General features: G+C 57.7%; 23 protein-coding genes and 1 tRNA gene. 12 read left to right on the plus strand and 12 right to left on the minus strand.

The annotated features are described in order from the left end of the window. Nucleotides 1-89 precede the first annotated feature (89 nt). Nucleotides 90-1,085, minus strand: a complete 996-nt coding sequence (locus ACQRBT_RS21785) for an aldo/keto reductase (RefSeq protein WP_060752722.1) — start codon at nucleotides 1,083-1,085, stop codon at nucleotides 90-92. Between the two features lie 117 nt (nucleotides 1,086-1,202). Here ACQRBT_RS21785 and ACQRBT_RS21790 point away from each other — a divergent pair, with 117 nt between their 5' ends. Beyond that, entirely contained in the window at nucleotides 1,203-2,114 is a 912-nt protein-coding gene (locus ACQRBT_RS21790) for a LysR family transcriptional regulator (RefSeq protein WP_104993903.1), read from the plus strand. Here ACQRBT_RS21790 and ACQRBT_RS21795 read toward each other — a convergent pair. Then, nucleotides 2,111-3,016: an AraC family transcriptional regulator gene (locus ACQRBT_RS21795; RefSeq protein ID WP_412046123.1), complete on the minus strand. Its 906-nt coding sequence runs from the start codon at nucleotides 3,014-3,016 to the stop codon at nucleotides 2,111-2,113. The genes ACQRBT_RS21790 and ACQRBT_RS21795 overlap by 4 nt on opposite strands. Nucleotides 3,017-3,118: 102 nt before the next feature. Here ACQRBT_RS21795 and ACQRBT_RS21800 point away from each other — a divergent pair, with 102 nt between their 5' ends. Genes ACQRBT_RS21800 through ACQRBT_RS21820 form a run of 5 tightly spaced genes read left to right on the plus strand, consistent with a single transcriptional unit; the run spans nucleotide 3,119 to nucleotide 7,525 of the window. After that, entirely contained in the window at nucleotides 3,119-3,679 is a 561-nt protein-coding gene (locus ACQRBT_RS21800) for a carboxymuconolactone decarboxylase family protein (protein ID WP_412046122.1), read from the plus strand. 40 nt (nucleotides 3,680-3,719) lie between these two features. Beyond that, nucleotides 3,720-4,781 carry an acyl-CoA dehydrogenase family protein gene (locus tag ACQRBT_RS21805; RefSeq protein WP_090370831.1) on the plus strand — a complete coding sequence of 354 codons (1,062 nt, stop codon included), beginning with the start codon at nucleotides 3,720-3,722 and terminating at the stop codon, nucleotides 4,779-4,781. Then, nucleotides 4,778-5,581 carry an ABC transporter ATP-binding protein gene (locus ACQRBT_RS21810; RefSeq protein WP_244383410.1) on the plus strand — a complete coding sequence of 268 codons (804 nt, stop codon included), beginning with the start codon at nucleotides 4,778-4,780 and terminating at the stop codon, nucleotides 5,579-5,581. The genes ACQRBT_RS21805 and ACQRBT_RS21810 overlap by 4 nt, the downstream gene beginning before the upstream one ends. Further along, complete coding sequence (locus tag ACQRBT_RS21815; protein WP_060752728.1) at nucleotides 5,568-6,767, plus strand: ABC transporter substrate-binding protein; 1,200 nt, start codon at nucleotides 5,568-5,570, stop codon at nucleotides 6,765-6,767. Before ACQRBT_RS21810 ends, ACQRBT_RS21815 begins: the two co-directional genes overlap by 14 nt. A gap of 35 nt (nucleotides 6,768-6,802) precedes the next feature. Then, nucleotides 6,803-7,525 carry an ABC transporter permease gene (locus tag ACQRBT_RS21820; RefSeq protein WP_412046154.1) on the plus strand — a complete coding sequence of 241 codons (723 nt, stop codon included), beginning with the start codon at nucleotides 6,803-6,805 and terminating at the stop codon, nucleotides 7,523-7,525. 147 nt (nucleotides 7,526-7,672) lie between these two features. Here the strand turns inward: ACQRBT_RS21820 and ACQRBT_RS21825 are convergent, their stop codons facing one another. Next, nucleotides 7,673-10,519 carry a membrane-targeted effector domain-containing toxin gene (locus tag ACQRBT_RS21825; protein WP_412046121.1) on the minus strand — a complete coding sequence of 949 codons (2,847 nt, stop codon included), beginning with the start codon at nucleotides 10,517-10,519 and terminating at the stop codon, nucleotides 7,673-7,675. Between the two features lie 569 nt (nucleotides 10,520-11,088). Here ACQRBT_RS21825 and ACQRBT_RS21830 point away from each other — a divergent pair. Further along, nucleotides 11,089-11,283 carry a hypothetical protein gene (locus tag ACQRBT_RS21830; RefSeq protein ID WP_060752731.1) on the plus strand — a complete coding sequence of 65 codons (195 nt, stop codon included), beginning with the start codon at nucleotides 11,089-11,091 and terminating at the stop codon, nucleotides 11,281-11,283. Between the two features lie 14 nt (nucleotides 11,284-11,297). On the opposite strand, the gene ACQRBT_RS21835 is transcribed toward ACQRBT_RS21830, so the two are convergent. Further along, entirely contained in the window at nucleotides 11,298-11,678 is a 381-nt protein-coding gene (locus ACQRBT_RS21835) for a fe2+ zn2+ uptake regulation protein (protein WP_161547903.1), read from the minus strand. 234 nt (nucleotides 11,679-11,912) lie between these two features. Here ACQRBT_RS21835 and ACQRBT_RS21840 point away from each other — a divergent pair, with 234 nt between their 5' ends. Continuing rightward, nucleotides 11,913-14,192 (plus strand): acylase, encoded by a 2,280-nt coding sequence (locus ACQRBT_RS21840; protein ID WP_412046120.1) that lies wholly within the window; start codon nucleotides 11,913-11,915, stop codon nucleotides 14,190-14,192. Between the two features lie 212 nt (nucleotides 14,193-14,404). Next, nucleotides 14,405-14,478, plus strand: a tRNA-Cys gene (locus tag ACQRBT_RS21845). A gap of 163 nt (nucleotides 14,479-14,641) precedes the next feature. On the opposite strand, the gene ACQRBT_RS21850 is transcribed toward ACQRBT_RS21845, so the two are convergent. The 3 genes from ACQRBT_RS21850 to ACQRBT_RS21860 all read right to left on the minus strand — a co-directional run bounded on the left by ACQRBT_RS21850 (nucleotide 14,642) and on the right by ACQRBT_RS21860 (nucleotide 17,838). Next, nucleotides 14,642-16,300 (minus strand): ATP-dependent nuclease, encoded by a 1,659-nt coding sequence (locus ACQRBT_RS21850; protein ID WP_412046119.1) that lies wholly within the window; start codon nucleotides 16,298-16,300, stop codon nucleotides 14,642-14,644. Nucleotides 16,301-16,546: 246 nt separating this feature from the next. Further along, nucleotides 16,547-16,969 (minus strand): hypothetical protein, encoded by a 423-nt coding sequence (locus tag ACQRBT_RS21855; RefSeq protein WP_412046118.1) that lies wholly within the window; start codon nucleotides 16,967-16,969, stop codon nucleotides 16,547-16,549. Next, on the minus strand, nucleotides 16,966-17,838 hold the full coding sequence (locus ACQRBT_RS21860) for an endonuclease/exonuclease/phosphatase family protein (RefSeq protein ID WP_412046117.1): 873 nt from the start codon (nucleotides 17,836-17,838) through the stop codon (nucleotides 16,966-16,968). Before ACQRBT_RS21860 ends, ACQRBT_RS21855 begins: the two co-directional genes overlap by 4 nt. An 842-nt stretch (nucleotides 17,839-18,680) precedes the next feature. Between ACQRBT_RS21860 and ACQRBT_RS21865 the strand changes: the two genes are divergently transcribed. After that, nucleotides 18,681-18,842, plus strand: a complete 162-nt coding sequence (locus ACQRBT_RS21865; RefSeq protein ID WP_162843529.1) for a hypothetical protein — start codon at nucleotides 18,681-18,683, stop codon at nucleotides 18,840-18,842. A 266-nt stretch (nucleotides 18,843-19,108) separates the two neighbouring features. Here ACQRBT_RS21865 and ACQRBT_RS21870 read toward each other — a convergent pair whose 3' ends face one another. Beyond that, nucleotides 19,109-20,128 carry an acyltransferase family protein gene (locus ACQRBT_RS21870; protein WP_161547905.1) on the minus strand — a complete coding sequence of 340 codons (1,020 nt, stop codon included), beginning with the start codon at nucleotides 20,126-20,128 and terminating at the stop codon, nucleotides 19,109-19,111. 407 nt (nucleotides 20,129-20,535) lie between these two features. On the opposite strand from ACQRBT_RS21870, the gene ACQRBT_RS21875 reads away from it, so the two are divergent. Continuing rightward, a complete protein-coding gene (locus tag ACQRBT_RS21875) occupies nucleotides 20,536-20,994 on the plus strand; it encodes an Hsp20 family protein (RefSeq protein WP_060752735.1) in 459 nt (152 codons plus the stop codon). Between the two features lies 1 nt (nucleotide 20,995). On the opposite strand, the gene ACQRBT_RS21880 is transcribed toward ACQRBT_RS21875, so the two are convergent. From ACQRBT_RS21880 to ACQRBT_RS21895, 4 genes are read right to left on the minus strand one after another with little or no spacing between them, the layout of a single operon-like run. Next, complete coding sequence (locus ACQRBT_RS21880; RefSeq protein WP_244385673.1) at nucleotides 20,996-21,238, minus strand: hypothetical protein; 243 nt, start codon at nucleotides 21,236-21,238, stop codon at nucleotides 20,996-20,998. Beyond that, complete coding sequence (locus ACQRBT_RS21885; RefSeq protein WP_412046116.1) at nucleotides 21,226-22,647, minus strand: efflux transporter outer membrane subunit; 1,422 nt, start codon at nucleotides 22,645-22,647, stop codon at nucleotides 21,226-21,228. The genes ACQRBT_RS21880 and ACQRBT_RS21885 overlap by 13 nt, the downstream gene beginning before the upstream one ends. Beyond that, on the minus strand, nucleotides 22,644-24,212 hold the full coding sequence (locus ACQRBT_RS21890) for a DHA2 family efflux MFS transporter permease subunit (protein WP_412046115.1): 1,569 nt from the start codon (nucleotides 24,210-24,212) through the stop codon (nucleotides 22,644-22,646). Before ACQRBT_RS21890 ends, ACQRBT_RS21885 begins: the two co-directional genes overlap by 4 nt. Then, nucleotides 24,205-25,314: an HlyD family secretion protein gene (locus tag ACQRBT_RS21895; protein WP_412046114.1), complete on the minus strand. Its 1,110-nt coding sequence runs from the start codon at nucleotides 25,312-25,314 to the stop codon at nucleotides 24,205-24,207. Before ACQRBT_RS21895 ends, ACQRBT_RS21890 begins: the two co-directional genes overlap by 8 nt. 99 nt (nucleotides 25,315-25,413) lie before the next feature. On the opposite strand from ACQRBT_RS21895, the gene ACQRBT_RS21900 reads away from it, so the two are divergent. After that, on the plus strand, nucleotides 25,414-26,133 hold the full coding sequence (locus ACQRBT_RS21900; protein WP_060752739.1) for a CerR family C-terminal domain-containing protein: 720 nt from the start codon (nucleotides 25,414-25,416) through the stop codon (nucleotides 26,131-26,133). Nucleotides 26,134-26,278 lie beyond the last annotated feature (145 nt).

Below are 26,278 nucleotides of genomic sequence, written 5' to 3' on the forward strand. Positions count from 1 at the left end.
AGGGCTATCGGCTTGGGATGACGGAGCTTTAGGTACTATCGTGCAAGAAAGTGGCAGCGCCGGCCGGCGGCGCTGCCAAGTGCTGCGGGTCAGATATCCAGCATGGCCATGACTTCTTCCGGGTAGCGCAAACCTGCGGTTGCATCGGCCGGGAAAATCGCATTCAACGCGGCCCGCTCAGCCTCGTTCAGTACGATCGAAACCGCCGCGACGTTCTCCTCCAGGTACTTGCGTTGCTTGGTGCCCGGAATCGGCACGATGAAATCACCCTGCGCCAGCACCCACGCCAATGCCAGTTGCCCGGCGGTCACACCTTTGTCCGCCGCCAGGGTTTGCACCTGTTTGACCAGCAGCAGGTTTTTCGCAAAGTTCTCGCCCTGGAAACGTGGGTTGAAGCGACGGTAGTCATCGGCGGCGAAGTCGTCCGGGCTTTTCAGCGCGCCGGTGAGGAAACCGCGACCAAGCGGGCTGTACGGTACAAAGGCGATACCCAGCCGCTGGCAGGCGGCGAGGCAGCCGTTATCTTCCTGGTCTCGGCTCCACAGCGAATATTCGCTTTGCAGGGCGGTGATGGGGTGCACCTTATGGGCGCGCTCCAGGGTGGCGGCGCTGGCTTCGCTCAGGCCCAGGTAACGGACTTTGCCCTGTTTGACCAACTCGGCCATGGCGCCGACGGTTTCTTCGATGGCCACATCCGGGTCGATACGGTGCTGGTAGTACAGGTCCAGGGTTTCAATGCCCAGCCGCTTCAGCGTGCCGTCGATGGAGTTGCGGATGTAGTCAGGGCGGCCATTCACGCCGCGCAGTGCCGGGTTGGCCGGGTCGCGCACGATGCCGAACTTGCTGGCCAGGAATACCTGGTCGCGCTTGCCGGCGATGGCGTTGCCGATCAGTTGTTCATTGGTATGCGGGCCGTACATGTCGGCGGTATCGAGGAAGTTGACCCCCAGTTCCAGGGCGCGGTGCAGGGTGGCGATGGCCTCCCGGGTGTCAGTGCCGGTCGTGTAGAAATCGGTCATGCCCATGCAGCCGAGGCCGATGGCGCTGACTGTGGGACCGTTTTTGCCGAGTTGACGAGTGTGCATGGGTTCAGCTCCTGTGTGGGGAAGGTCGCCATTGTTATCCTCGACAAAACTTAGATAAACCGGCTAAAAGCACTATCAGTATTCGTAAAATCTAAATAATCCAGGAGCAACCGTCCCTTGGACCGTTTTAATGCAATGCGCGTGTTTACCCGGATTGTCGAACTGGGCGGGTTTGCCAAGGCGGCTGACAGCCTGCAACTGCCACGGGCATCGGTGACCATCCTGATCAAGCAATTGGAAGCCCACCTGGGGGTGCAACTGTTGCAGCGCACCACGCGCCAGGTCAGCCCGACGTTGGACGGCGCCGCGTATTACCAACGCTGTGTGCAGTTGCTGGCGGACCTGGAGGAAACCGAGGCGGTGTTTTCCACGCGCCGCCAGAACCCGCGCGGCACCTTGAGCATCGATATGCCGTCAGGTATCGGGCGTTTTATCGTGATCCCGGCGTTGCCGAGCTTTACCGCCCGTTACCCGCAGATCGACCTGGAGATCGGCCTCAACGACCGCCCGGTGGACCTGATCCGCGAGGGCGTGGATTGCGTGCTGCGCGGTGGCCCGGCCCTGGATGAATCGTTGGTGGCGCGGCCTTTGGTGATGCTCGATCAAATGACCCTGGCCAGCCCGGATTACCTGGCGCGCATGGGCGTCCCGCAGTGCATCGACGACCTGGCCGGGCATCGGATGGTCGAGTACATCTCCAGCGCCAGCGGCAAACGGTTTGGCCTGGAGTTCCAGATCGGCGATGCACTGCGCCCGGTCAACCTGGCCAAGACCGTTGCGGTCAACAGCGCTGACGGTTATTTCGCCGCCTGCGAGGCGGGTTATGGCTTGATCCAGGCGCCGCACTATCATGCAATGGCGCGCCTGGCGCAGGGCACGCTGGTGGAAGTGCTGCCTCAGTTGGCGGTGCCGCCGATGGCCTTGACGGCGCTATACCCACCGCACCGCCAGTTGTCGCTGCGGGTGCGGGTGTTTGTCGATTGGCTGGTGGAACTGTGCGCTCGACCGGGCAATGGCTTGCGGCGCTAGGCTTGTGCCCGGCGATAGGCGCCCGGTTGCTGCCCGGTGACTTTATGGAAGGCCCGGGTAAAAGCGGCGACCGACTGGTAACCCACCGCCAGCGACACGTCGGCCACGGTCTGGTCCTGCTTGAACAACTGGCAGGCGTGGCGCATGCGCATCATCAGCAGCACTTGCCCCGGCGACTGCCCGCACAATTCGTTGAAACGCTTGAAGAACGCCGAGCGCGACAACCCGGTGCAGGCCGCCATGCTTTCCAGGGTCCAGGGATCGGCCGGGCGGGCGATCAACTGTTCCAGCAACTGCGCAAACGCCGGTTGCCGACCCAGCGCGGCCAGGCCGCCGAGATCGGTGTTGTCGATGACTTGCTGGCGCAACACATACAGGAACAACAAATGGCAAAGACGCTCAAGTAAGGTGGGAGAGGGCGCGGGGATACGCTGGCACTCTTGCAGGATCAGTTCGAACAGATTGCGTGCGGCGGTCAGTGACGGGTCACCGGCGCGCAGAATGATCCAGGCGGGCAGGGTATCGACAATCATGGCCGACAAGCCGGACTGGAAATGAAAGAAACCGCAGACCAGCCCCACGCCGTCATTGGCCGTGCTGTCCAGGGGCAGCATCGGGCGCCGTGGACATTCCCGGGCGCCGGCGGCCGTGGCTTCACCCGAGAGCCGATAGGCCAGGTCACGCAAGAGAAACACGGCGTCGCCATTATTCAAGCGCTGGGGCACGGGATCGTCTTCGATATGCAGCCAGCATTCACCCTGCACAATCAGATGGAAACTGGCGCTGGCCAGGCCATGCGTACTGGCATGCCAGTCGCCGCAATAGCGGCCGACATGGAACAGGCTGGTATCGAGTTCGAGGCTGTCTAATAACCAATCGACAAGGGCACTGGACGAATTCATCTAAAGGAAAGACTCAAGAGCAAGTAATCGCTACTTTAGCCTATTGAGTCGATTTTTTATAACCAACAGACTGGTTACACGAACCCATCAGGAGACCACTCCATGTCCCGTGTACCCTTGTTGACCCCGGAAACCGCGCCGGAAGCCGCCAAGCCGTTCCTCGAAAATGCACTGAAAGCCTCGGGGTTCATCCCTAATCTGCTTGCCGTATTGGCTAACGCACCAGCGGCCCTGGAAACCTACGTCACGGTGTCCGGCCTCAACGCCAAGGCGGAACTGAGCCTGGCCGACCGTGAAGTGGTGCAATTGATTGCGGCCACCACCCACGGTTGCGATTTTTGCGTCGCCGGCCATACCGCCGTGGCGCGCAACAAAGCCAAGTTGCCTGAAGAAGTGATCGACGCGCTGCGCCAGCGCGGTGAGCTGCCCAACGCCCGCTATGAGACACTCGCCGCGTTTACCCGTGAAGTGATCGCCACCCGTGGCGATGTCAGCGACGCCGGTTTTGAGGCATTTCTCGCCGCCGGTTATACGCAGGGTCAGGCGTTGGAGGTTATTTTGGGCGTCAGCCTGGCAACCCTGTGCAACTTCGCTAACGTGTTTGCGCGTACCCCGCTGAACCCTGAGTTGGCGCAATACCGTTGGGAACAACCGGCCAGCTGAATCGGCGATGGTCCACCTGCTGTAAAAAGGAGATACATAAATGCTTGACCCAATCTTGAGCCGTTGGCTCGATGTTCAAGCGCAGGCCCTGGATGTGGGCAGTTGCGATCCGCAGGAAGTGTTGCCACGCCTGGCACAAGCCGACGTATTACGTATCGGCGTGCCGAAGCACCTCGGTGGCCTGGGCGGTGATGTGGCCGGTGCGGTGGAAGCGATCGCCAATGTCGCCAGCCACTCCCTGGCGGCGGCGTTTGTCTGCTGGGGCCAGCGCTCCTTTATCGAATATTTGCTGCAAAGCCCGAATGAACGGCTGCGTGACCAACTGATGCCGGACTTGCTCAGCGGCAAGCTGGCCGGGGCCACGGGGCTGTCGAATGCGATGAAGTTTTTGTCCGGAATAGAGGCGTTGCAGATCAGCGCCGAACCGACCGCCGACGGCTGGACCCTCAACGGTCGCCTGCATTGGGTGACCAACCTGCGCAAGAACGGTTTTGTCGCGGCGGCGGCGATCGAGGACGCTCAGGGTGGAGCGCCGTTTATCCTGGCGATCCCGGATTCCGTGGCGGGTTTGCAGCGCTCCCGCGACCTGGACCTGCTGGGCCTGCAATCGAGCAACACGGCCGCCCTGGGCCTGGAGGGCGTCGCGCTGAGTCGTGACTGGTTGTTGCATGAGGATGCGCGCAAGTTCCTGCCGGCAGTACGCCCGGCGTTCCTGGGGCTGCAATGTGGCATGTCGATAGGCTTGGCCCGCCGGTCCCTGGCAGAGGTGGCCAACCATTTGGGCGCCAGCCGCACCGTATTGCGCGATGAGTTGGAAGCGCTGCGCGTAACCTTGGATCACCTGGTCACCGAGCTCAAGAATGGCTTGCTCGCCGGACGTTTTGCCGCAGAGCCGGTGCCGCTGTTCAAGCTGCGCATCGCCCTCGCCGAAACCGCCGGCAGTGCCGTGCAACTTGAGTTGCAGGCGAGCGGCGGCAAGGCTTACCTCACCGCCCACGGCAGCGGTTTCGCCCGGCGCTGGCGAGAGTCGGCCTTTGTGCCGATCGTGACCCCAAGCCTGGTGCAACTGCGCACCGAGCTGCAGCGCCAGGCCAGCCTGTGAGCCGGGCGGTACTGAGCGCCCAGGGCATTTGCCTGGGGTACACCGCCGGCCCGGTGCTGCAAGGCTTTGACTTGCATTTGCAAGCCGGTGAAGTGGTGTCGATCCTGGGTCCCAGCGGGGTCGGCAAGTCGAGCCTGCTGCGGGTGCTCGCCGGTTTGCAGGCGCCCCAGGGCGGTACTGTCACCGTGCTGGGCGAACCGTTGAACGGCCCGCACCCGCGCGTGGCGGTCGCCTTTCAAGACCCCAGCTTGTTGCCCTGGCTGAACCTGGAAAAGAATGTCGCCTTTGGCCTGGATTTCGACCGCCAACCGCGCTTGAGCCACGAACAGCGCCGTCAGCGGGTCGACCATGCGATCGCCGCCGTCGGCCTGCAACACGCGCGCCAGCAGTTTCCGGCACAGCTGTCCGGCGGTATGGCCCAACGTACGGCGCTGGCCCGCTGCCTGGCGCGGCAACCGCAGGTGCTACTGCTGGATGAGCCATTCGGCGCCCTGGACGAAGTGACCCGCGCCGATATGCAGCACCTTTTGCTCAAGGTCAACCGCGAGCAAGGCTCGGCGGCGGTATTGATCACCCATGATATTGACGAAGCGCTGCTGTTGTCCGACCGCATCCTGCTACTGGGCAACCGCCCGGCGCGCACGTTGGGCGAATGGCACATCGACCTGCCGCAACCTCGGGAAGAGCAGGTGGAGGCCATCGGTGCGCTGCGTATCGACATTCTGAAAACCTTACGGCAGGCGAGCCGCCCTCAACCCAACCCCCTTGATCAACAGGAGCTTAACCATGTGTCTGGATGACCTGACCCACTCGCGCCGTGACTTTCTCAAACTTTCGGCGGTGCTCAGTGCCGCCGGTGCCTTGCCCCTGCTGAGCAGCCTGCAAGCGCGCGCCGCCAGCGAGCCGGACGCGCCGGTACGCATCGGCTACCTGCCGATCACCGATGCGACGCCACTGTTGGTCGCGCATAACAACGGCCTGTTCGAAGCCGAAGGCATCAAGGCCGAGCGCCCGGTGCTGTTGCGCAGTTGGGCCCAGGTGATCGAGGCGTTCATTTCCGGGCAGGTCAACGTGATTCATCTGTTGTCGCCGATGACCGTCTGGGCGCGTTACGGCAGCCAAGTGCCGGCCAAGGTGGTGGCGTGGAACCACGTCGGCGGCTCCGGGTTGACCGTGGCCCCCGGGATTACCGATGTGAAGCAATTGGGCGGCAAGTCGGTGGCGATTCCCTTCTGGTATTCGATCCATAACGTGGTGGTGCAGCAGTTGTTCCGCGACAACGGCCTGACCCCTGTGGCTCGCGCCGCGGGCACTGCCATCGCGGCCAACGAGGTCAACCTGATCGTGCTGCCCCCTTCAGACATGCCGCCGGCCCTGGCCAGCAAGCGCATCGACGGCTACATCGTTGCCGAACCGTTCAATGCCCTGGCCGAAAACCTCAAGGTGGGCCGCGTGCAGCGTTTTACCGGCGATGTGTGGCGCAATCACGCGTGCTGCGTGGTGTTCATGCACGAGCATGACCTGGCCAACCGTCCCGAGTGGTCGCAGAAGGTGGTGAACGCTATCGTCAAGGCCCAGGTGTGGACCCGTGACAATCGCGAAGCAGCGGTGAAATTGCTCTCCAAGGACGGCCCGAACCGCTATACGCCCCATGCCGAGCCGGTGTTGAGTAAAGTCCTGGCACCGCTGGCCGGCGACCGCGCCGCCTACCTGGCCGACGGTGCAATCCGGCATGCCGACTGGGACGAACACCGTATCGACTTTCAACCTTACCCGTTTCCCAGCTACACCGAAGAACTGGTGCGCCGCCTGAAGGACACCCTGATCGAGGGCGACAAGAAATTCCTCGCCGACCTCGACCCGGCGTTTGTCGCCAAGGACCTGGTGGATGACCGCTTCGTGCGTAACGCCATCGAGGCGGTCGGCGGCATGCAGACGTTCGGTTTGCCGGACGGGTTTGAACGGCACGAGGAGATCGGCGTTTGAACAACCGCGTAATCCCGGGCTGGCTGCTCGGGTTGATGGGCTTGGCAGGTTTGCTGGGGCTGTGGTGGCTGGGGGTCAAGGTGTTTGGTGAGGCTGACGGTTTGTCGGCGCGCTTCTCGCTGGTGGCCACTGCCGGCAGCTTGTGGGAACTGCTGGGGCGTGGAGACCTGTACCTGCACGTTGCGGTAAGCCTCAAGCGTATTTTCGTCGGCTTGTTCCTGTCGTTGTTGGCAGGGGTGCCGCTGGGGTTGCTGGTGGGCAGTTCGCGTAATCTGGAGGCCGCGACGACGCCTGCGTTTCAGTTTCTGCGGATGATTTCACCGCTGTCCTGGATGCCTATCGTGGTGATGCTGATGGGCGTCGGCGACCAGCCGATCTACTTCTTGCTGGCCTTTGCCGCCGTGTGGCCGATCATGCTCAATACCGCTGCCGGCGTGCGCCAGTTGGACCCGCGCTGGCTACAGTTGAGCAAGAGCTTGAGCGCCACGCGCTGGGAGACGTTGCGCCGGGTGATCATTCCCGGTGTGGTGGGGCACGTGCTGACGGGTGTGCGCCTGGCCATCGGGATCTTGTGGATCGTGCTGGTGCCGTGCGAAATGCTCGGGGTCAGTGCCGGGTTGGGCTACTACATTCTCGATACCCGCGATCGGTTGGCGTATTCGGAGTTGATGGCCATGGTGGTGCTGATCGGGCTGCTGGGCTTTGCACTGGATGCGTTGGCGCGCTGGCTGCATCAGCGGTGGGTGCATGCGCGTTGATACGGTTCATTGGGTATTTTGGCCCGTGGCGAGGGAGCTTGCTCCCGCTGGGCTGCGAAGCGGCCCCCCGCTCTTGGTTTGAAAAGACTGGGCCTGCTACGCAGTCCAACGGGAGCAAGCTCCCTCGCCACGAGGTGTTGGCTAGGTTTAGGGCGTCATGTAAATCTGGAAGTCGCCCGGCACATCCCCTGGTTTCAAGGGCTTCATGGGGTCGGGCAGTTGACGGGTGTCTTTGAGGCCGATGGACTTCGCGATGCCCGGGTTGTCGAATACGCCGATACCGATGGCGCCTGTCAGCTCGGCCAGGCCCGGAACGCCCTCGGCGGTACTCATGTGAGAGGCGCCCACCAGGGCAATCCATTTTTCGGTGCCCGAGTTGGCCTGGATGACCTCCGAGGCGTGGTAGTTGAACTCCTGAAGCCGTTGTACAGAGCCGGAACCTGTTGTGGTGGCGCCATAGAGCGCCTTTACGTCCTTGTGCCGCGTCAAGTAATAGTGGTCCAGAGGCAAGACCTCGATGCCCTTGCTTTCAAATAGCTTTTTAAGCTCCTCGAATGTCGGGCTGGTGCGCGGCATCTGTTTGCCGAGCATGCCGATGCCGTCGTCCACCAGGCCGTAGGGAGGCAAATCGATCAGGCCTTCGAAATACACCTTTTTTACTTTTTGGCTGACAAGCGTATCAATCTGCTGTGCCAGCAATTTGAAACTGGCCATCTGATCATGCTTCTCCCCAAACACGATCCCATCCGCAGCTTGCAAGGAACGGGTAATCAGCTCGGGTATTTCGACCTCTCCCGCCAGGGACGGCAGCGTCGGGCGCGGCACTGGGTTGAGAGCTATCTCGTCATAAAATTCGAACATGTCATCCACGAATTTTTTGAAGGTTTCATCTTTTCCATCACCTCGAATGAAATGGCCGACCTCCAGTTTGCCTTTCGTGGCTTCCGAGTAGCTGCCTTCGGGCAACGCCTTGCGGGTAATTTTGGGTCGTTGACGCAGACCACTGTGATGGTAGGGGTGAACGCGGTGTGTGCCTGGGGTGTGGGTGTTGGGGCTGGGCGCCAATGTCTGCAGGGCCGAGAAGTCCTCAAGGGGGGAGCCGTAGGGCTGCATCCTGTCTGCATCGAAGGCATACCATTTACCGTTGAGCAACACGGCACTGCCTTCGACAGTGTGCTCGCCCAATTTAAAGGTCCCGTTGGCGGCTGACTCAAAGTGTTTGCCGGCTTCCAGCAAATCCACGCGGGTGGCGGTGCCGCGCAGTTTTTTAATGCCCTGCGCGGCAGTGCTCAGCCCGCAAGTCAGTAGTTTTCCAGCCCCCACCCAGAGATCGCCGGTGCCGCTCAGAGGGTTGAGTTCACCCAGGGTGGCGGTGCCGAAGATTTTTCCGACCTTGAGCACTTTGCTGACGGCGGAGCCGGTACTTTTCAAAGCTTTGAGTACCTTGCCGCCAGCCCCGAGGCCGGCCGTGACAAGCGCAAAAATATCCAGCGTCAAGTCGAAGGCGCCTGCACCGTAGTGACCGGCGCGGAAGTTGACGATGGCTGACCTGAGCGGCACAAGGTCCAGCAGAAAATCGGCGACGGCTGCTTGCTGCCCTCGCTCTACGTCATAGGAGGTAAGCCCCCGCGCCTGTTGCTCGAGGCCGAGGGCCGCGACGTAAACCTCGGCGATGTGCTGGCTGCGTTCGCTGGAGAAGCTTTTGGGGACACCGGGGCTAATCCTGACGTCCTGTAGCGTTTGCGCATTTTTGCCTTGCGGCTGCACCCGTTCGGCCTGGAACAGGGTGCTGCCGTTTCGGCTACTTTTGAGGTCGTTGAGGTTGGGCCGCTTTGTCAGCAAGCCCTTTTCCGGGTCCAGCGCATAAAGATGGGTTTCTTTATTGCGCGTGACTTTTAGCAGCAGGCGGTTTTTTTGCTCGATCAGTTCAGGGGCATCGAGAAAGCCCGTGCCGATTTTGTAAGTCCCTTCCTTGTAAAACTCGAGCTTTCCTTGTTCAAGGTTTTCCCGATCCTCCAGCGGCAGGTTGGCGATCAGGTATTTGACGAGTGTCTGGTGGAGTTGCTTTTGCGCGTCCAGCGCGGAGTTGAATGCCTGCAGGATATTTGCGTCTGCGCTCCGGCTGAACGTATTGAAGCGCTTGAGCGGCACGTCTTTATCAAAGGTTTGCCATTCTTCGCCAGGGGGCAGTGTGTGTCCCTCCATGATGATGTCGAGCATTGAGCGCGCGCCGGGGTTGAACTCGCGGTCCTTGATCGACAGTACTCCTTTCTCGAAGACGTCATCCGCCACATCCGGGAAATGCGCCTTTAGCGCGGCCAGGGCCATGGCCTTGCGACTGGGCAGTGCGTCACCCAGTCGGCTGGAGGCAATATGCAGGGCGTCCTGTTGAGCCTTGAAGGCAGTTTGCGCACCGGCGATTTCTTCGCTGTCGTAGTGATCGTCATAGCGCTTGGGCAGGTGACCATTGCACACCGCCCAATCGATCAGCTCGTTCAGCAGCGTCGTGTCGGCGGGTGGAATCTGCGAGGCGTCGGCATCGATCATGACCTGGGCATAGGTTTTGTGGCGGACCGAGCCGGGGGCTTGGGCTTCCTGTGTGGCCACATTGATGCAGAAGTTGGCCCATGCCTGGCTGCCACAGACCACCTGAGGGGGAATGTCCTTGACCAGAAATTCGGGCGCCCGGGTTGCCAATAGCAGGCGGGCCGCCAACTGGCCCCGGCCTTTTGCGGTCCTGCCTTGCTGTTCCAGGTGGTGGGCCAGTTCATTGATCACTTCTGCGGCGGATTTACCCCAATGGCGCTCGCTTGCAAGGTCGAAATTGGCCACTCTGTTGCGATGGGGCGTGTTGATCGATTCGGGGTCGAGACCAATATGGATCGCCGCCAGCACATAGTCCGCCACACTGGTGTCGGTCTCGATGCCGTCAAGTCGGGTCCGTATGGCGTTGCCCAATACCCGCGCCTGGGGCGTCTTGAGCAGGGTTTCCAAAGCCTTGTCCAGGTCGGTTAGTGCCTCAGTGGACAACGGCTGTAGGTTCATCAGGTAGTCCAGCGCTCCGGCACGTCCCAGCCGAGTGAAGCCGGGCAGGTTGGGCGTATTGTCGGTGACCAGGGTTTCAATGGCGCGTTGCTGTTCGATACTCGGTGGAACGGCCCAGGACAAGGCACCGCCGAGATTGCCCAAGGGCGGCAAGGTCGAGCGGCTATCGATCGGAAGACGCTCCGTTGGAAAAGACGTCTGGCCTGTAATGGATTGCGGCAATGCAGGTGGGGAGAGCGGCGAAGGGCTTATGAGCATTGGTGTTAACACCTGTGTTCGTACCGGAAAGATGCACCTTCCCTAGGTCGATCCCTAGTGTCAGGCACTCTTCTGAGGTGTTGAAAACAGGTGTTTGGGTTCCAGCGCCAGGCGGTTGAGAGTGTAAGAGCCGATCTCACGGAGCCAAACGTTTACATCGCCTGTAACATAGGCGCTGGCCGACTCACCGATCCATCCCCGTTAACGGATAGATCGCGGCGTTACAAAGTGGACATACTCTCTAGGTTCAGGAACCCGTCATGACCCAAAAGCAACGTTTGAAATATTCCATTCTGATTTCCCTGATCGTACTGGCGACCATGCTTGGCCTGTCTCACCTGCAGAACACTGGGGTTATCAGCGAGAAAACCTTCCAGTACATCGCCATTGCCGTGGCAGTGGTCGTGGTGGTCATCAACGGCATCATGCGGCGCAAGGTCAAGCCTGGCTTCTGATCTCGCGGCGGGATTCAAGCGCGGCCGTCGAGCACTTTGGCAGCCTCTTCATGCAGGCTGTAGCTTTTGTCGGCATTGAGGGTGAGCACGCCCTCGCTGCACAGGCGCTTGAGCACCTCGCGCACGCTGAGAAACGACAGCGGAATGCCCAGCTCGAGCAAATGGCTGTGCACGCCACGTACCCCGAGGGTGCGCTGGTTGTCTGCGGCAGTGAGCAGGGCGTCGATGACTTTCAGCCGGATCAGGCTGGTGCGCAGCCCGAAGCATTTGAGCAAATGGCGAATGCGCTGGTTGCCTTGCTGTTCAGTGGCTTTGCCAAGCGCTTGGGGGCCGGCGCTGAAATGGGCATCGGCAGCCGGTGAGTGTCCGTCCGTGGGCAGTTGCGAGTTGTACATGCAAAAAACTCCTTATCAGAGCCTGATCAGGAAAAATGATGGCGCTCTTAGCCAATAAGACGAACGAGCGACGTAAATCATGAAGCGGCAGATGTAGAAAATTTGTCGGTATCACGTTTGTCACAGGTCAAACGCTGCAAATCACCCATGCCGTGGCTAAATTGTTCCCGGCGGGATGCGTCCTTAGGGTGGGGAGGTTTCCCGCGTGTTGTTCAATTTGACTGTGGAGCTTGCGTGATTATTTCCAACGGGTGGGTGAGGGTGTGCCTGGCAGGGGCATTGCTGGGGTCGAGTCTTGCCGCATCGGCACGCGAGCCGGTGGCGCAGGCATCCGCAGAAATCCGCCGCACCACATACGGCGTGCCGCACATTCGTGCCAATGACGAGCGCGGCCTGGGCTACGGCATCGGCTATGCCTATGCCCAGGACAACCTGTGTCTGTTGGCCAACGAAGTGGTCACCGTGAACGGCGAGCGCGCCAGGTTCTTTGGCCCGGAGCAGGCGACGCTGGAAGAGCGTAACAACCTTGCCAGCGATATCTTTTTCACCTGGCTCAACACCCCTGAGGCGGTTGGCGCGTTCTGGAAGGCGCAGAGCCCGCAGATGCGCCAGCGCATGGAAGGTTATGTCGCAGGCTACAACCGCTATCTGAAAGAGCAGGGCGCACCCGCTCAGTGCCAGGCTGACTGGGTTCGACCGCTGGTGGTGGAGGATCTGGTCAAGCTGACACGCCGGCTGCTGGTGGAAGGCGGCGTCGGCCAATTCGTCGAAGCCCTGGTCGGCGCCGCGCCGCCTCACGCCACGGCGCGTGTGCAACCTGGCACACAATCCTTTGAGCTGGCCGCGGCCCATCAACAGCGCTTCAACCTTGAGCGGGGCAGCAATGCGGTGGCGGTTGGCCGCGACCGTTCGTTCAATGGCCGTGGGATGCTGTTGGCCAACCCGCATTTCCCTTGGGTGGGCGGCATGCGCTTTTATGAGATGCACCTGACCATTCCAGGCCAACTGGATGTGATGGGGGCGGCGCTGCCAGGCTTGCCGGTGATCAATATCGGCTTCAACCAGCATGTGGCCTGGACGCATACGGTCGACACCTCCAAGCATTTCACCCTGTATCGCCTGACGCTCGACCCCAAGGACTCCACGCGTTACCTGCTCGACGGCAAATCCATCCCCCTGGATAAAACCACGCTGACGGTGCAGGTCAAACAGCTTGGCGGTGGCCTCAAGGCGCAGACACATACGGTCTATAGCTCGCAGTTCGGCCCCATGGTGCAATGGCCCGGCAAGCTCGACTGGGACAGCCGCTACGCGTTCAGCCTGCGCGACGCCAACCTGGGCAATGACCGCGTGTTGCAGCAGTGGTACGCGATGAACCGCGCCGCCAGCCTCCAGGAACTGCAGACCTCGGTGCATAGCCTGCAAGGTATTCCGTGGGTCAACACCCTGGCCGCCGACGACCAGGGCCAGAGCCTGTACATGAACCTGTCGGTGGTGCCCAACGTCAGCGCCGCCAAACTCAAACAGTGCAGCGACCCACGGGCCGGCCTGCAAATGATCCTGCTCGATGGCGCCCACAGCGCCTGCGCCTGGGACATCGACCCGCGCGCGGCCCAGCCCGGCATCTTCCCCGCCGACCAATTGCCGCAATTGCAACGCAGTGACTACGTGCAGCATTCCAATGACTCGGCGTGGCTGGTCAATCCCAAGGCGCCATTGACCGGGTTCTCACCGGTGATCAGCCAGGACAACATCGGTCTCGGCCCACGCGCGCGTTTCGCTGTGCAGCGCCTGCAATCCCTGGAAAAACAGCCGATCAGCGTGAATGATCTGCAAAATATGGTCATGGACAACGAGGTGTACCTCGCCAGCCAAGTGATGCCCGACCTGCTCGAATTCTGCGCCAAACACCTCGGTGCCGACGCCACGGCCTTGCAGCCACTGTGCGCCAGCCTGAAAAACTGGGACCAGCACGCCAACCTCGACAGCGGGCTGGGCCTGGTGCACTTCATCAACCTGGTGGACCACCTGCAGCAAATCCCCGATGCCTGGCGCGTTGCCTTCGACCCAGCCCAACCGCTGACCACGCCGCGTGGCCTGGCTATCGACCGAGCCCCCGTGGCCAAGGTCTTGCGCGAAGCCATGCTCGCGTCGACGGCAGCCGTGAGCAAACTTGGCCTGAGCCGCTGGGGCGATATCCAAGTCAGTGGCCAGATCCCGATGCACGGCGGCCCGCAACACCTGGGCATCTACAACGCCATGCAAACCGTGCCCCGCGCCGACGGCAAACGCGAAGTCATCAGCGGCACCAGCTACCTGCAAATCGTCACCTTCGACGACAAAGGGCCCCAAGCCCTCGGGCTGTTGGCGTTCTCCGAATCCAGCAACCCCACCTCGCCACATGCCAAGGACCAGACCCAAGCCTTCTCCGATAAAAAACTGCGCCCACTGCCATTCACCGACGCCCAGATCAAGGCCGACCCGCAGTATCAGGAGCAGCGCATCCAGGAGTGAGACAGCCCCGCAACCCCTTGATGCCAATACGAAATATTTTTGAAATCAAGGGGTTGCAGGCAAAAGCAAATGAGTACATAATGGCGCCCATCGAACGCAACGAGGCATTAAAAACCTCAATTTATTCAATGAGTTAGAGTAGAGGCAGGGTTTTATAGCCCACTCAAGTTTATATGCGGTGAATGCCAGTGGTAAGGGCATTGATCGTTTGAGGCCGAGTAGCAAAATGGTTATGCAGCGGATTGCAAATCCGCCTACGCCGGTTCGATTCCGACCTCGGCCTCCACTCTTAAAGCCCCGTAGATCAATGGTCTACGGGGTTTTTTATTGCCTGCGACTTAAGAGCCGTTCCGCAACTTTTGGGATTAGTTCCGCAACCCCCCCAAAAGGTGCTCACCTTGAGGGGGCTAAGCATACGCCTTTATTTTGATGCTACGGATGACTGAGAATTAGCTATTCCATGCACGTATTTTTTTGACCAATTCCGTCATCCGCTGCTCCAGTTCAGGGCGAAACTCTAAATTTTTCCGGGTAAGGTGCTCCGCATAGGCGAATGCTTTATTGTGCTTGTCAGTATAAGATTGAGCTTTTGAAATGTCGTTATTACTAAGGTATTCCTGTATCGGCTCATATTCCCCAATCTGGGGTAAATGCTTCAGGTTGTGAACAGCTTCAAACGCATCGTTAGGGATATAGTTTTCAATTTCTTTGCAGCGAGTTACCCAAACGAGCGCTCGCGTTTCTGCCACCTCTTTCATAAGCTGTACTACGCGTGGTTTGAGCGGGCCGTTCGAGCTCTTTCGATCGCTATCACAAACAAAAGCAAAATTGCGATTGATTTTAAATGCTTTGATAGCTTCTCTCGTTTCATTTTCTGAAATACTGGCGTCAATGTTAGCAAGCACACTCCCACCGTAAAAAACGAACTGATAGTGTCGGCCCTCACTCAGTTCTCCGTTGCTCCATATATCGATCCATTTTTTTAGAAAAACACGATCAGATGGGCCCTCCACCCAAATTAAACCGTTTGCCTGTAATAGATCACTCGCTCTTGCACCGAGATCGTCCAGCACGCCATGCCCGTTAGCTTCTCCAGCATACGTGCTTCCAATAACTCCATCTGAACCTCGTGTGATATGTAGTATTTGCGCGTGCTCAGAACTGCCAAATATGTCGATAGCAACATTCGAATGGGTTGTGAGAAATATATGGCAGTCATTTGTTACGGCAAAATCTTCGAGGAATACAAATAGGTTTCTCTGAAGCGCGGGATGTAAGTTGTTTTCCAGTTCTTCTAGAGAGAAGATATATTTGTTTAATGATATTGATTCAAAACTTGGTCGAACTAATAAATTCAATAGCGTCAGAATTACAGTTTTTAGCCCGCTTCCGGATGCGGATAACGCAATGGGGCCTTTTCCCTCTTCGCCCAAAAATATTTCCCATTGATCAGTAGCTGAGTGATAGCGAGTAGCTATTTCATTAAAGAACAAATCTGGTGCAAAAATTTGGTTTAGTGCGCTGAGTAGCTTTTCTTGGATTAGTGATCTATCGAATTCTACGTGTAGTAGGTATTTATGAATGATGCGTGTAGCACCAGCGCCGCTGCTTGAAAGCGACATGCTGCCATCTATGTTTTCGGCGGTGATATCTCTGTCTGCATCAAGCTTAATGTGTTTGTAAGTGCGGAGCAGTGGTGTTAGTTTCATTCTGGATAGGTAGCGAAACTCCACTGGAGAAGCTTCTCTCTCTAAGTTAAGAATATTAATGGAGTCTTTGCCTTCAATCTTCCAAGTGATGTTAGTGTCGACGAAATTAATTCCATGGTCATTCCAGTGACTCCCTCCTAATTCACCTGAGCTAGTGTTGCGATGAAAGACCTGCTGCAGCTGGTAGTCGGTAAGTGAGCTCGTGATTTCAATGCTGTTATGAATGTCTGTCTTGTTTATTTTGTCTATGCATAAATAATCAAGTGCATGCAATAAGGCTGACTTTCCTATGTTGTTCCGGCCGATGATTACATTTATCTTCTTGATTTCTTCAATTTTGGCGCCGATGGCACCAAAACTTTTATAGTTTTTTAAGTGGAACCCGCACTCTATCGTCATATGGCCCTCCTGGTGAGGGAAGCATTTTTACCTAAATTTCATGATTTGTACCACTGCCGTAGAAATTTTATCTTTCGTTCACGATGGATGTTTGTTTTCCTCATAAAAAATCGGTATTTGGAAAGCTGACGCCTCTATTTCTATCTAGTTGGCTTTACTATTTCTCCCACTCGACGGTACACTTTTATCCATTTCTTATTTTACAGCCAAGGTTATTGTTTATGAAGCGAAACTGACTAGCATTGGTCAATCCGTCATCAACTTGGTTAAGGTTTTTCCAAAGTTTGTAGTTGAAAGAAGGTCTTTCATTGCGACAGCTAATTCGCCAATCTCATTGCAAATATATTCCGAACCATCAAAGGTTATAATGCAAGGAAAGCCACCTGTGTTTTGTCTCCATTTGGCTACAGGGAGAGATTGTTTATCCTTGATCAATGAAAGTTGGTCAGCGTCCATAAATTCTCTGGTTGTGCTATTATCCTCAAAAGCTGTGGCTATTTTTCTAATGTTTCCCGCTGTAGAAACGGTCTTGCTTAATTTTATGTCTTTTCCAGTAAACGAATGTAGTTCGCTGCTTATGCTGCTGAGTAGTTCGTTCACTTGTTTTATATTGATGTCTGCCTGGCTAGCCTTTTCTATGCCAGTCTTAATCGACTCTAAGAAGTTCATGATTGTATCCTTGTCACATGGCTGAGTATTGGGTAGTGGTCAGAGATGTCTTTCCACTGAATGTTGGGTTCAGCAAAATTTATATCTGAAATTATGGCGGCGTGCTCTTTAAATTCCCATTCTCTTACAAAGTGAGATGAAAAGAGTATCTGATCAAAAACGGCGCCATCACTTCCAATGCATTTAGGATGTATAAAAGTTCCTGCTGGGCCTTCGGGGTGCGGCGATAGACGGGACCAGAAAGGATTATAAAAATACTTGCTGGCTTTTTTTACGTAATTGATGTCTCTGCTCGCACCAATGCCTCTGACTATAGATATATCGAACGGCTCGTCATTATAGTCACCCAAAAGCACAATCGGGCTGCTTGGGTGCACGTCTAAAATTGTCATCGCTTTAGTGCGTAAAGCGTCACCGAGGCGGAGTCTCTCGGTGCTTCCATATGCATACGTGCCTCGACTTTGCCAATGAGACAGTCCGAAAAATATCTCATTACCTTGGGTAGGGGTGAGCCCTATAAATATACCAGCTTTTAACCATTGATCGGTATGAGAGTCTCTGATGTTTGCATCGACAGCTTCGGTAGATACTGACAGTTTTTCAGAGTTAAAGATTAGGCAGAAGTCATCAATGGATTTGCCAGGAGAGTATAAATCTAGGACTATGTATTTGCTATAACTACCTTCGTTTAAAGCTTGTTGTAGATGTTGGATATTATTGCGATCAACCTCGCATAGGCCAAGAATATCTACTTCTCGTTGGAGGATGGCATGGATTACACTGAAAAAATTATCAGTGACCGGATATCGAGTTGCGCCATTTTTTGGAGGGCTTAACTTACAATTCCACCATGCGCATTTCAATTCCATTGTGTGTCCATCATCGGTTGTTAGGATCCGGAGAGGCGTCCTAGTCCGATAGTTATACACTTTCCGAAAGAATAATACTCGTAAAGGTGTAAAAGGCCACCTCGGCTCTGGCCGGGAATGAGCTTGCTGGAGTCTGGCGTGCTGGGGCATCAGGGAGAGGCAATTGTGCGGACCGACTCGCTTATCTAGAAGTGGCGTCGGACGTGTGCATTGGCGAGTCAGGTCAAGCAGAAATGCTAGGGCGGGCATGGATGATGTCTTAGGGCGGTTTTAGGGCAAATGAGGGGACCCATGGGCGTTGGCCGAAACCGTAAGGGCGAGCCTAGAGCATTCTCGTTGCGTAAGCGTGATCGTCCGAAGTCTCTCTATCCTTGGGCGCATGCATGAAAGCTTAGTATGACCAGTAGAATAGATGCTTTAAGGTAGGTGACGAAGCACGGGAAATCCATTCCGCAACCGAAATAAAGCCGCCCGTTTCTAAAGGGCTCCAGCGACGTGTGCATCTCGGCGATGCGGAATTGATTGTGGTGTAACTCATTGATAAATAAGTTGATATTCGTGGATTACAAATCCGCCTACGCCGGTTCGATTCCGACCTCGGCCTCCACTCTCGAAAGCCCCGCAGCCATTAGGCTGCGGGGCTTTTTTGTGCCTGCGAATTTTGCTAAGCCAGGCAATTGGGACAATTATCTGCGCGGTGCTGGCCCCACACCTACTCCGAACCTCGCCATTGCACGAGGCAATTTGCTTTGCGCCGTTCGTCCAGTGCCCGGCACTCGCTACAACCTGCCGACTCCCATCTTTAAGCGCGGATATCCTGTGCGTTAGAACGGAGAGCCAGCATGGAAATCAACGAGAACGCCCCGGACAATCAGACAGGGCACGATTCGAAGCGCGATGAGGATGGTATTCCATTGCCTCCAGACGATGACGCGCCTCTTGAAGAGGACATGTCGGATGTAGACGCTGCTGATTCAGTGGCGAGCGAGCATCCCGACAACTGAAAATGTGTAATGCGTCGAGCCCGGCCACCGCGCCGGGTTTTTAATTGCCTCGAATTTACCTGTAGTCAGGACAGCCCCAGGGAGGGCTGGGACGCTTGCGTGCGACTATTCGAATCTCGCCTTTTCTATATCACCGTGCTTGCGCTGTAGGTAAATCGTATAGGGCAAGAGGAATGTCTGTAGCTGAATGTACAGACCCTGTTGGCGGCTGGTTACGGCCGTGAGCGCCTGCGTTTTATGCGGCAGGCGTGTCTTCTGTTCCTGCTTCACGCAGAGGTGGAAGCAGGAAGTGCGCCTTTCATTTTGTGCTTTGTGAGCCTTGAAAGAGGACGTTCAATGAAAGTGAAACTTGCATAAGAAACCGCACCGATCCCCAATACAATCAGTGCAAACGTCATCCAGTCACTCAGGTTAAAGGCTAACTGAAATTGAATCAGCAGGCACATTACAAGCACATGGCACAGATAGGTGGAATAGGACCAGTCGCCTAGCTGCCGAAGGAAACCAATGCGCGAGAAGTGTCGCTCTTGAGATACGGCAGCGATTAAAATGACGGCGCAGGGCAGGCCAGATCGGAATGGGTCATGGTTGACTGGCCCGTAGTCGGTTATTTTCCATAGAGCGATAGCTGTCATTAGCGCTGCAAGTGTTGTCGGTATCTTCTGAATAATTCCTTTCTGATAGGCGTAGGCGATGAAGATGCCGAATAAGAACTCATAGACGATTTTGTTCGTAAAAAAAACAAAGTCGCCACCCAGTTCGGGTATGGCTTTTCCAAGCAGAAATACGCCAAGGACGATGGCGGGTATTCTGAACTTCGCAGGAGCGAAGAGTGTAAAAAAGAAGATTGCATAAAATGCCATTTCGTAATTTAAAGTCCAGCCGACCGTAATGATTGGGAATAGCCCAATCCCGGACGGATTCTGCGCTGGAATAAAGAACAAGCTTTTAATCAAGAATATAGGGTCGTACAAGGTCAGAGGCACAATGCCTGGTGCAAACATCAGCAAGGCAGCCGTGATAAGCGTGAATAGCCAATAGGCGGGTGCGATCCTTACGATTCTGTGAAGGGCAAACACCATGGGTGTCTGATTTTTTCCTGAAGCGGACAGATAAATGACAAAGCCGCTAATCACGAAAAATAAATCAACGCCGATAGCGCCGTACTTGAATAACGCAACTGAAACAGTATCGGTAAGTTTGAAGTTGTGCGCGATTTGCATGTAGTGATGAAGGACAACAAGCCATGCAGCCAAAGCTCTGAGTGTCTGTATTGAATTGAGCATTCGTTGGATCATCTGCGCAAAAAGAACGCAGTATACCCGAAAAATCTTTCAAGGCTCGCCGCGCTGGATACACAGTATGGACCTGTTTTATGTGAGATCACCGCGCACTAATGCCGGCTCTCTTTCATTAATGCTCGACAGATCGGTTGATGAGCGCGCTCGTATGCCTGTGACGCCTTCCTCGTTGTCCGCAGTGATCATCAAAACCGCTATACCGCCTGAGCCGTCTTCAGCCTTCAGCAACCGACGTCGATAGGCATCAATCGCCCAAAGCAACCCGATTACGCGAATGTAAAAATTTTTTTCACCCCTCTTGAAATTTTTTTCGGCGCACATAAATTTTCAGCACGCGACGCCGAATGCGGGTCGCGCACTTAATCACTTGGATTTAATCAGGAGATTTCGAGATGGCTACTACCCTTTCGCTGGCCCCTTTGTTCCGTCAATCCGTGGGCTTCGATCGCTTCAATGACCTGTTTGAGTCGGCGCTGCGCAGCGAGGCTCCGAACACCTATCCGCCTCACAACGTGGAAAAGCACGGTGACGACGAATATCGCATTGTCATTGCCGTAGCCGGACTCACTGAAGCGGATCTGGATATCCAGGTCGAGAAGGGCGTCTTGACAGTCGTGGGTGACAAGCGTGAAACCGACAAAGAAGTCACCTATCTGCACCAGGGCATCGCGCAACGGGCATTCCGGTTGTCGTTCCGCCTGGCAGATCACATTGAGGTGCGTGGCGCTTCGATGAACAACGGGCTGTTAAGCATCGACTTGCTGCGTGTGGTGCCTGAAGAGGCCAAGCCTAAACGCATCACGATCGGTGGCGGGAAAGAACCCGAACTACGTCAGGTAAGCTTGCAGTAAGTCAGTGGTAATAAAAAGGCGCTCTCAGGAGCGCCTTTTTTTGCTCCGGCGTAACGGTGAGCAACAGATTCTTGCGACCGAGTGCGTCAGACAGCGGGCCGATCAGCAATTGCGAGAGGGAGATGCCGATCGCAAATACGCTGACAGACAATGCAGCGTAATGAATTGCTTGCCTGATCAGCGAAACGTGCGCGGGCTCAGCTGTTGTTGTAGCCCATCCGGAGCACTTGATCAAAGCGTCCACCCCAGCCCCAACGCCTTGTGCAATGAAGCAAAGTCCTTCAACAACTGCGCATCCCCCGAGATCCGGCTCTCCTGGGCCTGATACCGCGTGCGCTCTGCATCCAGCCAGTCCAGCGTGCTCGCAGTTCCCGCCCGATAACGCTGACGAGTCAGATCGGCCGCACGCACTGCCGAAGACTCCACATTACGCAACAGCAGCACGTTCTGGCGTTGATGCCCATACCGCGCCAAGGCCACATCCGCATCGCGCAGCGCGCTCAATACCACGCTCTTGTACTGCGCGAGCGCTTCGTCACGTCCGGCTTCGGCACCTTTGACGCTGGCGCTGACGCGGCCGAAATCCAGAGCGTTCCAGGTGATGCGCGGCAGTATCAGCCAACTCCCGTTGTCTTTGCGCACCAAGTGCCCCGGATCACCGGCGGAGAAAGACAAGTCGCCCATCAGGCTCAGTTTGGGGAACCAGTCTGCGGTTTTCTCGCCGATTTGGGCGTAGCTCGACGCCAGTTTGCGTTCGGCCATGCGAATGTCGGGGCGGGCCTTCAACAGGGTGGCCGGGTCGGCGATGGGGACGGCGGCAGGGAGGGCGGGCAGGGCGCGGGTGGTGCTGAGTTGGCTGTCGAGTTCGCCAGGCTCCAGGCCGCAGAGCAGGTCGAGTTGGTCGAGGGATTCGGCGATGGACGCTTGCAGCGGCAGGCGCTGAGCTTGAGTGTTTTCGGCTTGGGTCAATACTTGCTCAAGCTGCAATTGAGAGGCCACGCCGCGGTCGCGGCGTTGCTGAGTGAGGTTCAAGGCCTGGTTTTCGATCTCGACACTCGCGTCTACCAGCGCCAGGCGTGCCTGCTGGTCGCGCAGGTCGGTATAGGCCTGGACGATCTCGGCCGCGAGTTGTACCTGGGCATCGGCCAACTGCGCCTGCGCCGAGTCAGCCTCTGCCTGTGTGGCTTCGACGGCGCGACGAGTGCCACCGAACAGGTCGGCCTCCCAACTGGCATCGAAGCCTGCAAGGTACAGGCTCAATGGGCCGCGACCGCCGCCACCAGTGCCGCCGAGCGCCGAGGTATCGGGAGAGCGCAACCTGAGCATTGCCGCGTCGCCGGTGACCTTGGGCATTGTGTCGGCGCGGGCGCCGCTGAGGCTGGCGCGGGCCTGTTTCACGCGGGCTTGGGCGGTGGCGATGTCGGGGCTGTTTTGCAGGGCTTGTTCGATCAACCCGTTGAGTTGCGAATCGCCCAGTGTCCGCCACCATTGGGCGACGGCAGGTGCGTTTGAAGCATGGTTGCCGGCATGCGGCAGACGCCCGGCCGCCAGGGTTTTTGGCGCAACGGTGGGGGCACCTGGATAGTCCGGGCCGACGGTGCAGGCAGACAGCAGGCCGACGGTGAGAAGCAGGGGAAAGCAGCGAGCAATCATCGGGGTACCGTGCGCTTTTTCAGGATGAATATCAGGGGCAGGCACGCCAGCATCGCGAGTCCCAGTACATAGAATGAATCGTTGTAGGCCATCACCGAAGCCTGCCGGGCAATATCATTGGCCAACTGGGCCAGTGCCTGCAGCGGTGCGCTGGATGGATCGCCGGTTTGCTCCAGGTAGCTGGCGGTATGACTTGCCATGTGGGCCTGGGCCAATTGACTGTTGGCTTGGATGCCCTCACGCAGCATGTCGTCATGAAAGTGACTGCGTCGGTCCATCAGCACGCCGAGCAAGGCCAACCCGAGGGTGCCGCCCAAGTTGCGCGACATGTTGTAGAGCCCGGCGGCATCGCCGGCGTCGCGTGTGTCGACTGAGCGCATCGACAGTTGGCTGAGGGGCATCATCACTAGAATCTGCCCAAAACCGCGTAACAGCTGTGACCAGACAAAATCGTGGCCGACGCTGTCAGCGGTGAGCGTGGTGTCCACAAAACAACTGGCCCAATACAGCAACAGACCGGCGCCGACCATCCAGCGCAAGTCGTAGCGACCGAGTATGCGCGGCAGTATGGGCATCAGCATAAATGCCGGAATCCCTGACAGCAGCATGATTGCGCCCGACTGCTGGGCGTTGTAGCCGGACAGAACGCCAAGGAACTGCGGCACCAGATACGCCGTGCCATAGAGCCCGGCCCCCACGGCGGTGGCGATCAACAGCACGCTGCCGAAGCTTTTGTTAAGCACTAGTTGCAGGCGCAGGATCGGTGTACGCGACCTGAACTGCCCGACGGCAATCAGGAAGAAACCCGCCGCCGTAGCGATGCTCAGCCAGGTGATCAACAACGAGTCGAACCAATGCTCGCGCTGGCCCTCCTCAAGCACCACGGTGAGTGAACTGAGGCCCATGGCCAGGCCCAGGATGCCCAGCCAGTCGGCGCTGATGAAGTGTTGCAGGTTCATGCGCTCGGTCGGCAGGCCGGTGATCAGCAGGGTGATCAACGCGATGCTGATGGGCAGGTTGAGAAAGAAGCACCAGCGCCAGTTGATGTTTTCCGTGAGCCAGCCGCCGATCACCGGGCCGAGCAAGGGGCCGAGGATCACGGTCATGCCGAACATCGTGGTGCCGATTGCCAATTGGTGCGGCGGCAGCCGCGTGCGCACGATGGTCTGCGCGGTGGGAATCATCGCACCACCGGCGAAGCCCTGGCCGATGCGCCCGGCGATCATCGCGCCGAGGCTCGCCGACAGGCCGCAGAACATTGAAAACGCGGTGAACATCAAAGCGGTGCCGATCAGGAACCGGCGCAGGCCGAATACTCGTGTCAGCCAGGCGGCGAGGGGGATCATGACGATTTCAGACATCAGGTAACCGGTAGCGATCCAGGTACCTTCGGTGCCGGTGGCCCCGATCTGTCCCTGAATCTGCGGTAATGCCGAGTTGGTGATCGATACGTCCAGCGTCGCCAGCAAGGCGCCCAACGCGCCAGCGGCGACGGCGATCCAGTCGGTCAGCGAGGCGTTGCGCGGTTTCTCGGCGGCTACCTCGGCGATCAGGGCTTCAGCCATGATTGGCGTCCGCGCCGTGGGTGCGGGTGTCGACTTCCACCGTTGCCGACAGGCCGGGCATCAGTGCGATGCGTACATCTTCCGGTATATCCAGGGCGATACGCACCGGCACACGCTGCACGATTTTGGTGAAGTTGCCGGTGGCATTCGACGGCGGTAACAACGCAAATTGTGCGCCGGTGCCAGGCGAGAGACTGTCGATATGCCCCTCCAGCTTACGGCCCGGCAGCGCATCCACGTGCACGCTGACGCTTTGGCCTGGGCGCATGTCGCCGATTTGGGTTTCCTTGTAGTTGGCGGTGAGGTAGATCGCACTGATGGGAACCACTGTCAGCAAACGGGTGCCGGGTTGTACGTACTGGCCGACGCGCACGCCACGATCGGCCACCCGGCCATCCAGCGGGCTGCGGATCACCGCGTCATCCACATCCAACTGGCTCTGCGCCTCGCTGGCCTTGGCCACGCCAAGTTGTGCCTGGGCCTGTTTGAGTTGGGCTTGCAGGGTGCCGTAACGCGTTTCGCTGGAGCGCAATGCGGCCTGTTTGGCGGCCACGGTGCTGCGCGCCTGCGCCAGTTGGTTATTGAGTTGGGCCAGACGCTCCTGCGGCTCGGCGCCGGAGCGGGCCAACGGGGCGTAGCGCGCTACTTCAGTCTGCGCGTGGCGGGCGTCGGCCTGGGCACCTTGCAACTGGGCGCGGGCTTCGGCGATGGTCGAGTCCTGCTGCACCAGGTCGGCCTGGGCCTTGGCGTAGTCGGCCTGACGCGCGGCAATGGTGGCCGTGGCTTCGTCGCTGACCGCCTGATACTTGCGTGCGTCCAGGCGGACCAGCACGTCGCCGCGCTTGATGTTCTGGTTGTCGCTCACCAGGACTTGCGCGACATAGCCGCTGATCTTGGGGGCTACGCTGATACTGTCGGCCTGCAAATAAGCATCGTCGGTGGTCTCGATAAATCGCCCGGAAAGCCACCACCACGCGGCCCAGCCCAGGCCGACCAGCAACGCGAGGGTCGCGATGCTCAGGAGGATGCGTCGGGCCTTGCCACGCTGGCCATTGACGGTGTCATCAGGAATGACCTGAGGAGAGGGAGGTGCGGCAGACATTGAGGTCACTCCAGATTTATATCAGCTGGAATAAATTCTATTCTTCGCGAATTTTTGTCAACTGGTATATTTTGCTCCGGTAGAGAAAAGGAACGGCACATGGCACGACATAAACCCGCCGCTGAGGGTGGCTATCAGCGTGGTGAAGAAACTCGCGCACGTATCATCGAGGCGGCGATCGTGGTGTTTGGCGAGCGTGGCTACGACCGCGCCTCCACCCGCGACATCGCCACGGCAGCCGGCGTCAACGCCCCGGCGATCCAGTACTATTTCGATGGCAAGGAGGGGGTGTACCTGGAGTGCGTCGAGCATTTGATTACGTTGCTCTGGGGCAAAATGGGCCCCTGCGTGGACGCCGCAGAGTGCGCGCTGGGCGATGCGAAGGCTCAAGACAGCACCTTGATCGAAGTGTCGCTGGGCATCCTGGCGACCGTGGTCTCGACGATCCAGGACAGCCCCCAGGCCACGGCCTGGCGCGCCTTTCTCGATCGGCATCAGGCGGGTCTATGCCCTGAAAGCGCGACCATGGCGTTTGAAGATCGCTTCAAGGCGCGTATTGGCCGGGTCATCCGCCAACTGATCGCGCGCCTGGCCGGTTTTCCCGTGGAAGATGAACGCACGGTGATTCACTCCATGGCGCTGTTCACCCAAGGGCTGGCATTTCGGGTACAGAAACCCAAGCTGCTCGAGGCGCTGAAGTGGACGCAAGTGAATCAGAAGGAGATGGAACTGGTGCGGGATGTGGTGTTGATGCAGGCGCGGTTTACGTTGGAGGGGTTGGTCAGGCAGCGTGATTTCTCATCCAGTTCCGTTCCATAGCGTTGAGGCCGGTGATCTTTTGCGGTGTGGCCGTACGGTACCGAAAAACCTGATTCTCTCGAGAGAACCTAAGTGTATTCCTCGCTCCGTTCTTAGCTGTACGGGGCGTTCCGTTCGAGAACCCTTTACTGTCGCAGACATAACA

The organism is Pseudomonas sp. R19M, assembly GCF_050312585.1.
GTDB classification, from domain to species: domain Bacteria; phylum Pseudomonadota; class Gammaproteobacteria; order Pseudomonadales; family Pseudomonadaceae; genus Aquipseudomonas; species Aquipseudomonas palleroniana.

Excerpts from the sequence above, each read along its gene's own strand:
- ACQRBT_RS21785 (WP_060752722.1), bottom strand. The coding sequence starts at position 1,085 with ATGCACACTCGTCAACTCGGCAAAAACGGTCCCACAGTCAGCGCCATC.
- ACQRBT_RS21795 (WP_412046123.1), bottom strand. The coding sequence starts at position 3,016 with ATGAATTCGTCCAGTGCCCTTGTCGATTGGTTATTAGACAGCCTCGAA.
- ACQRBT_RS21800 (WP_412046122.1), top strand. The coding sequence starts at position 3,119 with ATGTCCCGTGTACCCTTGTTGACCCCGGAAACCGCGCCGGAAGCCGCC.
- ACQRBT_RS21805 (WP_090370831.1), top strand. The coding sequence starts at position 3,720 with ATGCTTGACCCAATCTTGAGCCGTTGGCTCGATGTTCAAGCGCAGGCC.
- ACQRBT_RS21815 (WP_060752728.1), top strand. The coding sequence starts at position 5,568 with ATGTGTCTGGATGACCTGACCCACTCGCGCCGTGACTTTCTCAAACTT.
- ACQRBT_RS21820 (WP_412046154.1), top strand. The coding sequence starts at position 6,803 with ATGGGCTTGGCAGGTTTGCTGGGGCTGTGGTGGCTGGGGGTCAAGGTG.
- ACQRBT_RS21830 (WP_060752731.1), top strand. The coding sequence starts at position 11,089 with ATGACCCAAAAGCAACGTTTGAAATATTCCATTCTGATTTCCCTGATC.
- ACQRBT_RS21835 (WP_161547903.1), bottom strand. The coding sequence starts at position 11,678 with ATGTACAACTCGCAACTGCCCACGGACGGACACTCACCGGCTGCCGAT.
- ACQRBT_RS21850 (WP_412046119.1), bottom strand. The coding sequence starts at position 16,300 with ATGACGATAGAGTGCGGGTTCCACTTAAAAAACTATAAAAGTTTTGGT.
- ACQRBT_RS21855 (WP_412046118.1), bottom strand. The coding sequence starts at position 16,969 with ATGAACTTCTTAGAGTCGATTAAGACTGGCATAGAAAAGGCTAGCCAG.
- ACQRBT_RS21860 (WP_412046117.1), bottom strand. The coding sequence starts at position 17,838 with ATGGAATTGAAATGCGCATGGTGGAATTGTAAGTTAAGCCCTCCAAAA.
- ACQRBT_RS21865 (WP_162843529.1), top strand. The coding sequence starts at position 18,681 with ATGGAAATCAACGAGAACGCCCCGGACAATCAGACAGGGCACGATTCG.
- ACQRBT_RS21870 (WP_161547905.1), bottom strand. The coding sequence starts at position 20,128 with ATGCTCAATTCAATACAGACACTCAGAGCTTTGGCTGCATGGCTTGTT.
- ACQRBT_RS21875 (WP_060752735.1), top strand. The coding sequence starts at position 20,536 with ATGGCTACTACCCTTTCGCTGGCCCCTTTGTTCCGTCAATCCGTGGGC.
- ACQRBT_RS21885 (WP_412046116.1), bottom strand. The coding sequence starts at position 22,647 with ATGATTGCTCGCTGCTTTCCCCTGCTTCTCACCGTCGGCCTGCTGTCT.
- ACQRBT_RS21890 (WP_412046115.1), bottom strand. The coding sequence starts at position 24,212 with ATGGCTGAAGCCCTGATCGCCGAGGTAGCCGCCGAGAAACCGCGCAAC.
- ACQRBT_RS21895 (WP_412046114.1), bottom strand. The coding sequence starts at position 25,314 with ATGTCTGCCGCACCTCCCTCTCCTCAGGTCATTCCTGATGACACCGTC.
- ACQRBT_RS21900 (WP_060752739.1), top strand. The coding sequence starts at position 25,414 with ATGGCACGACATAAACCCGCCGCTGAGGGTGGCTATCAGCGTGGTGAA.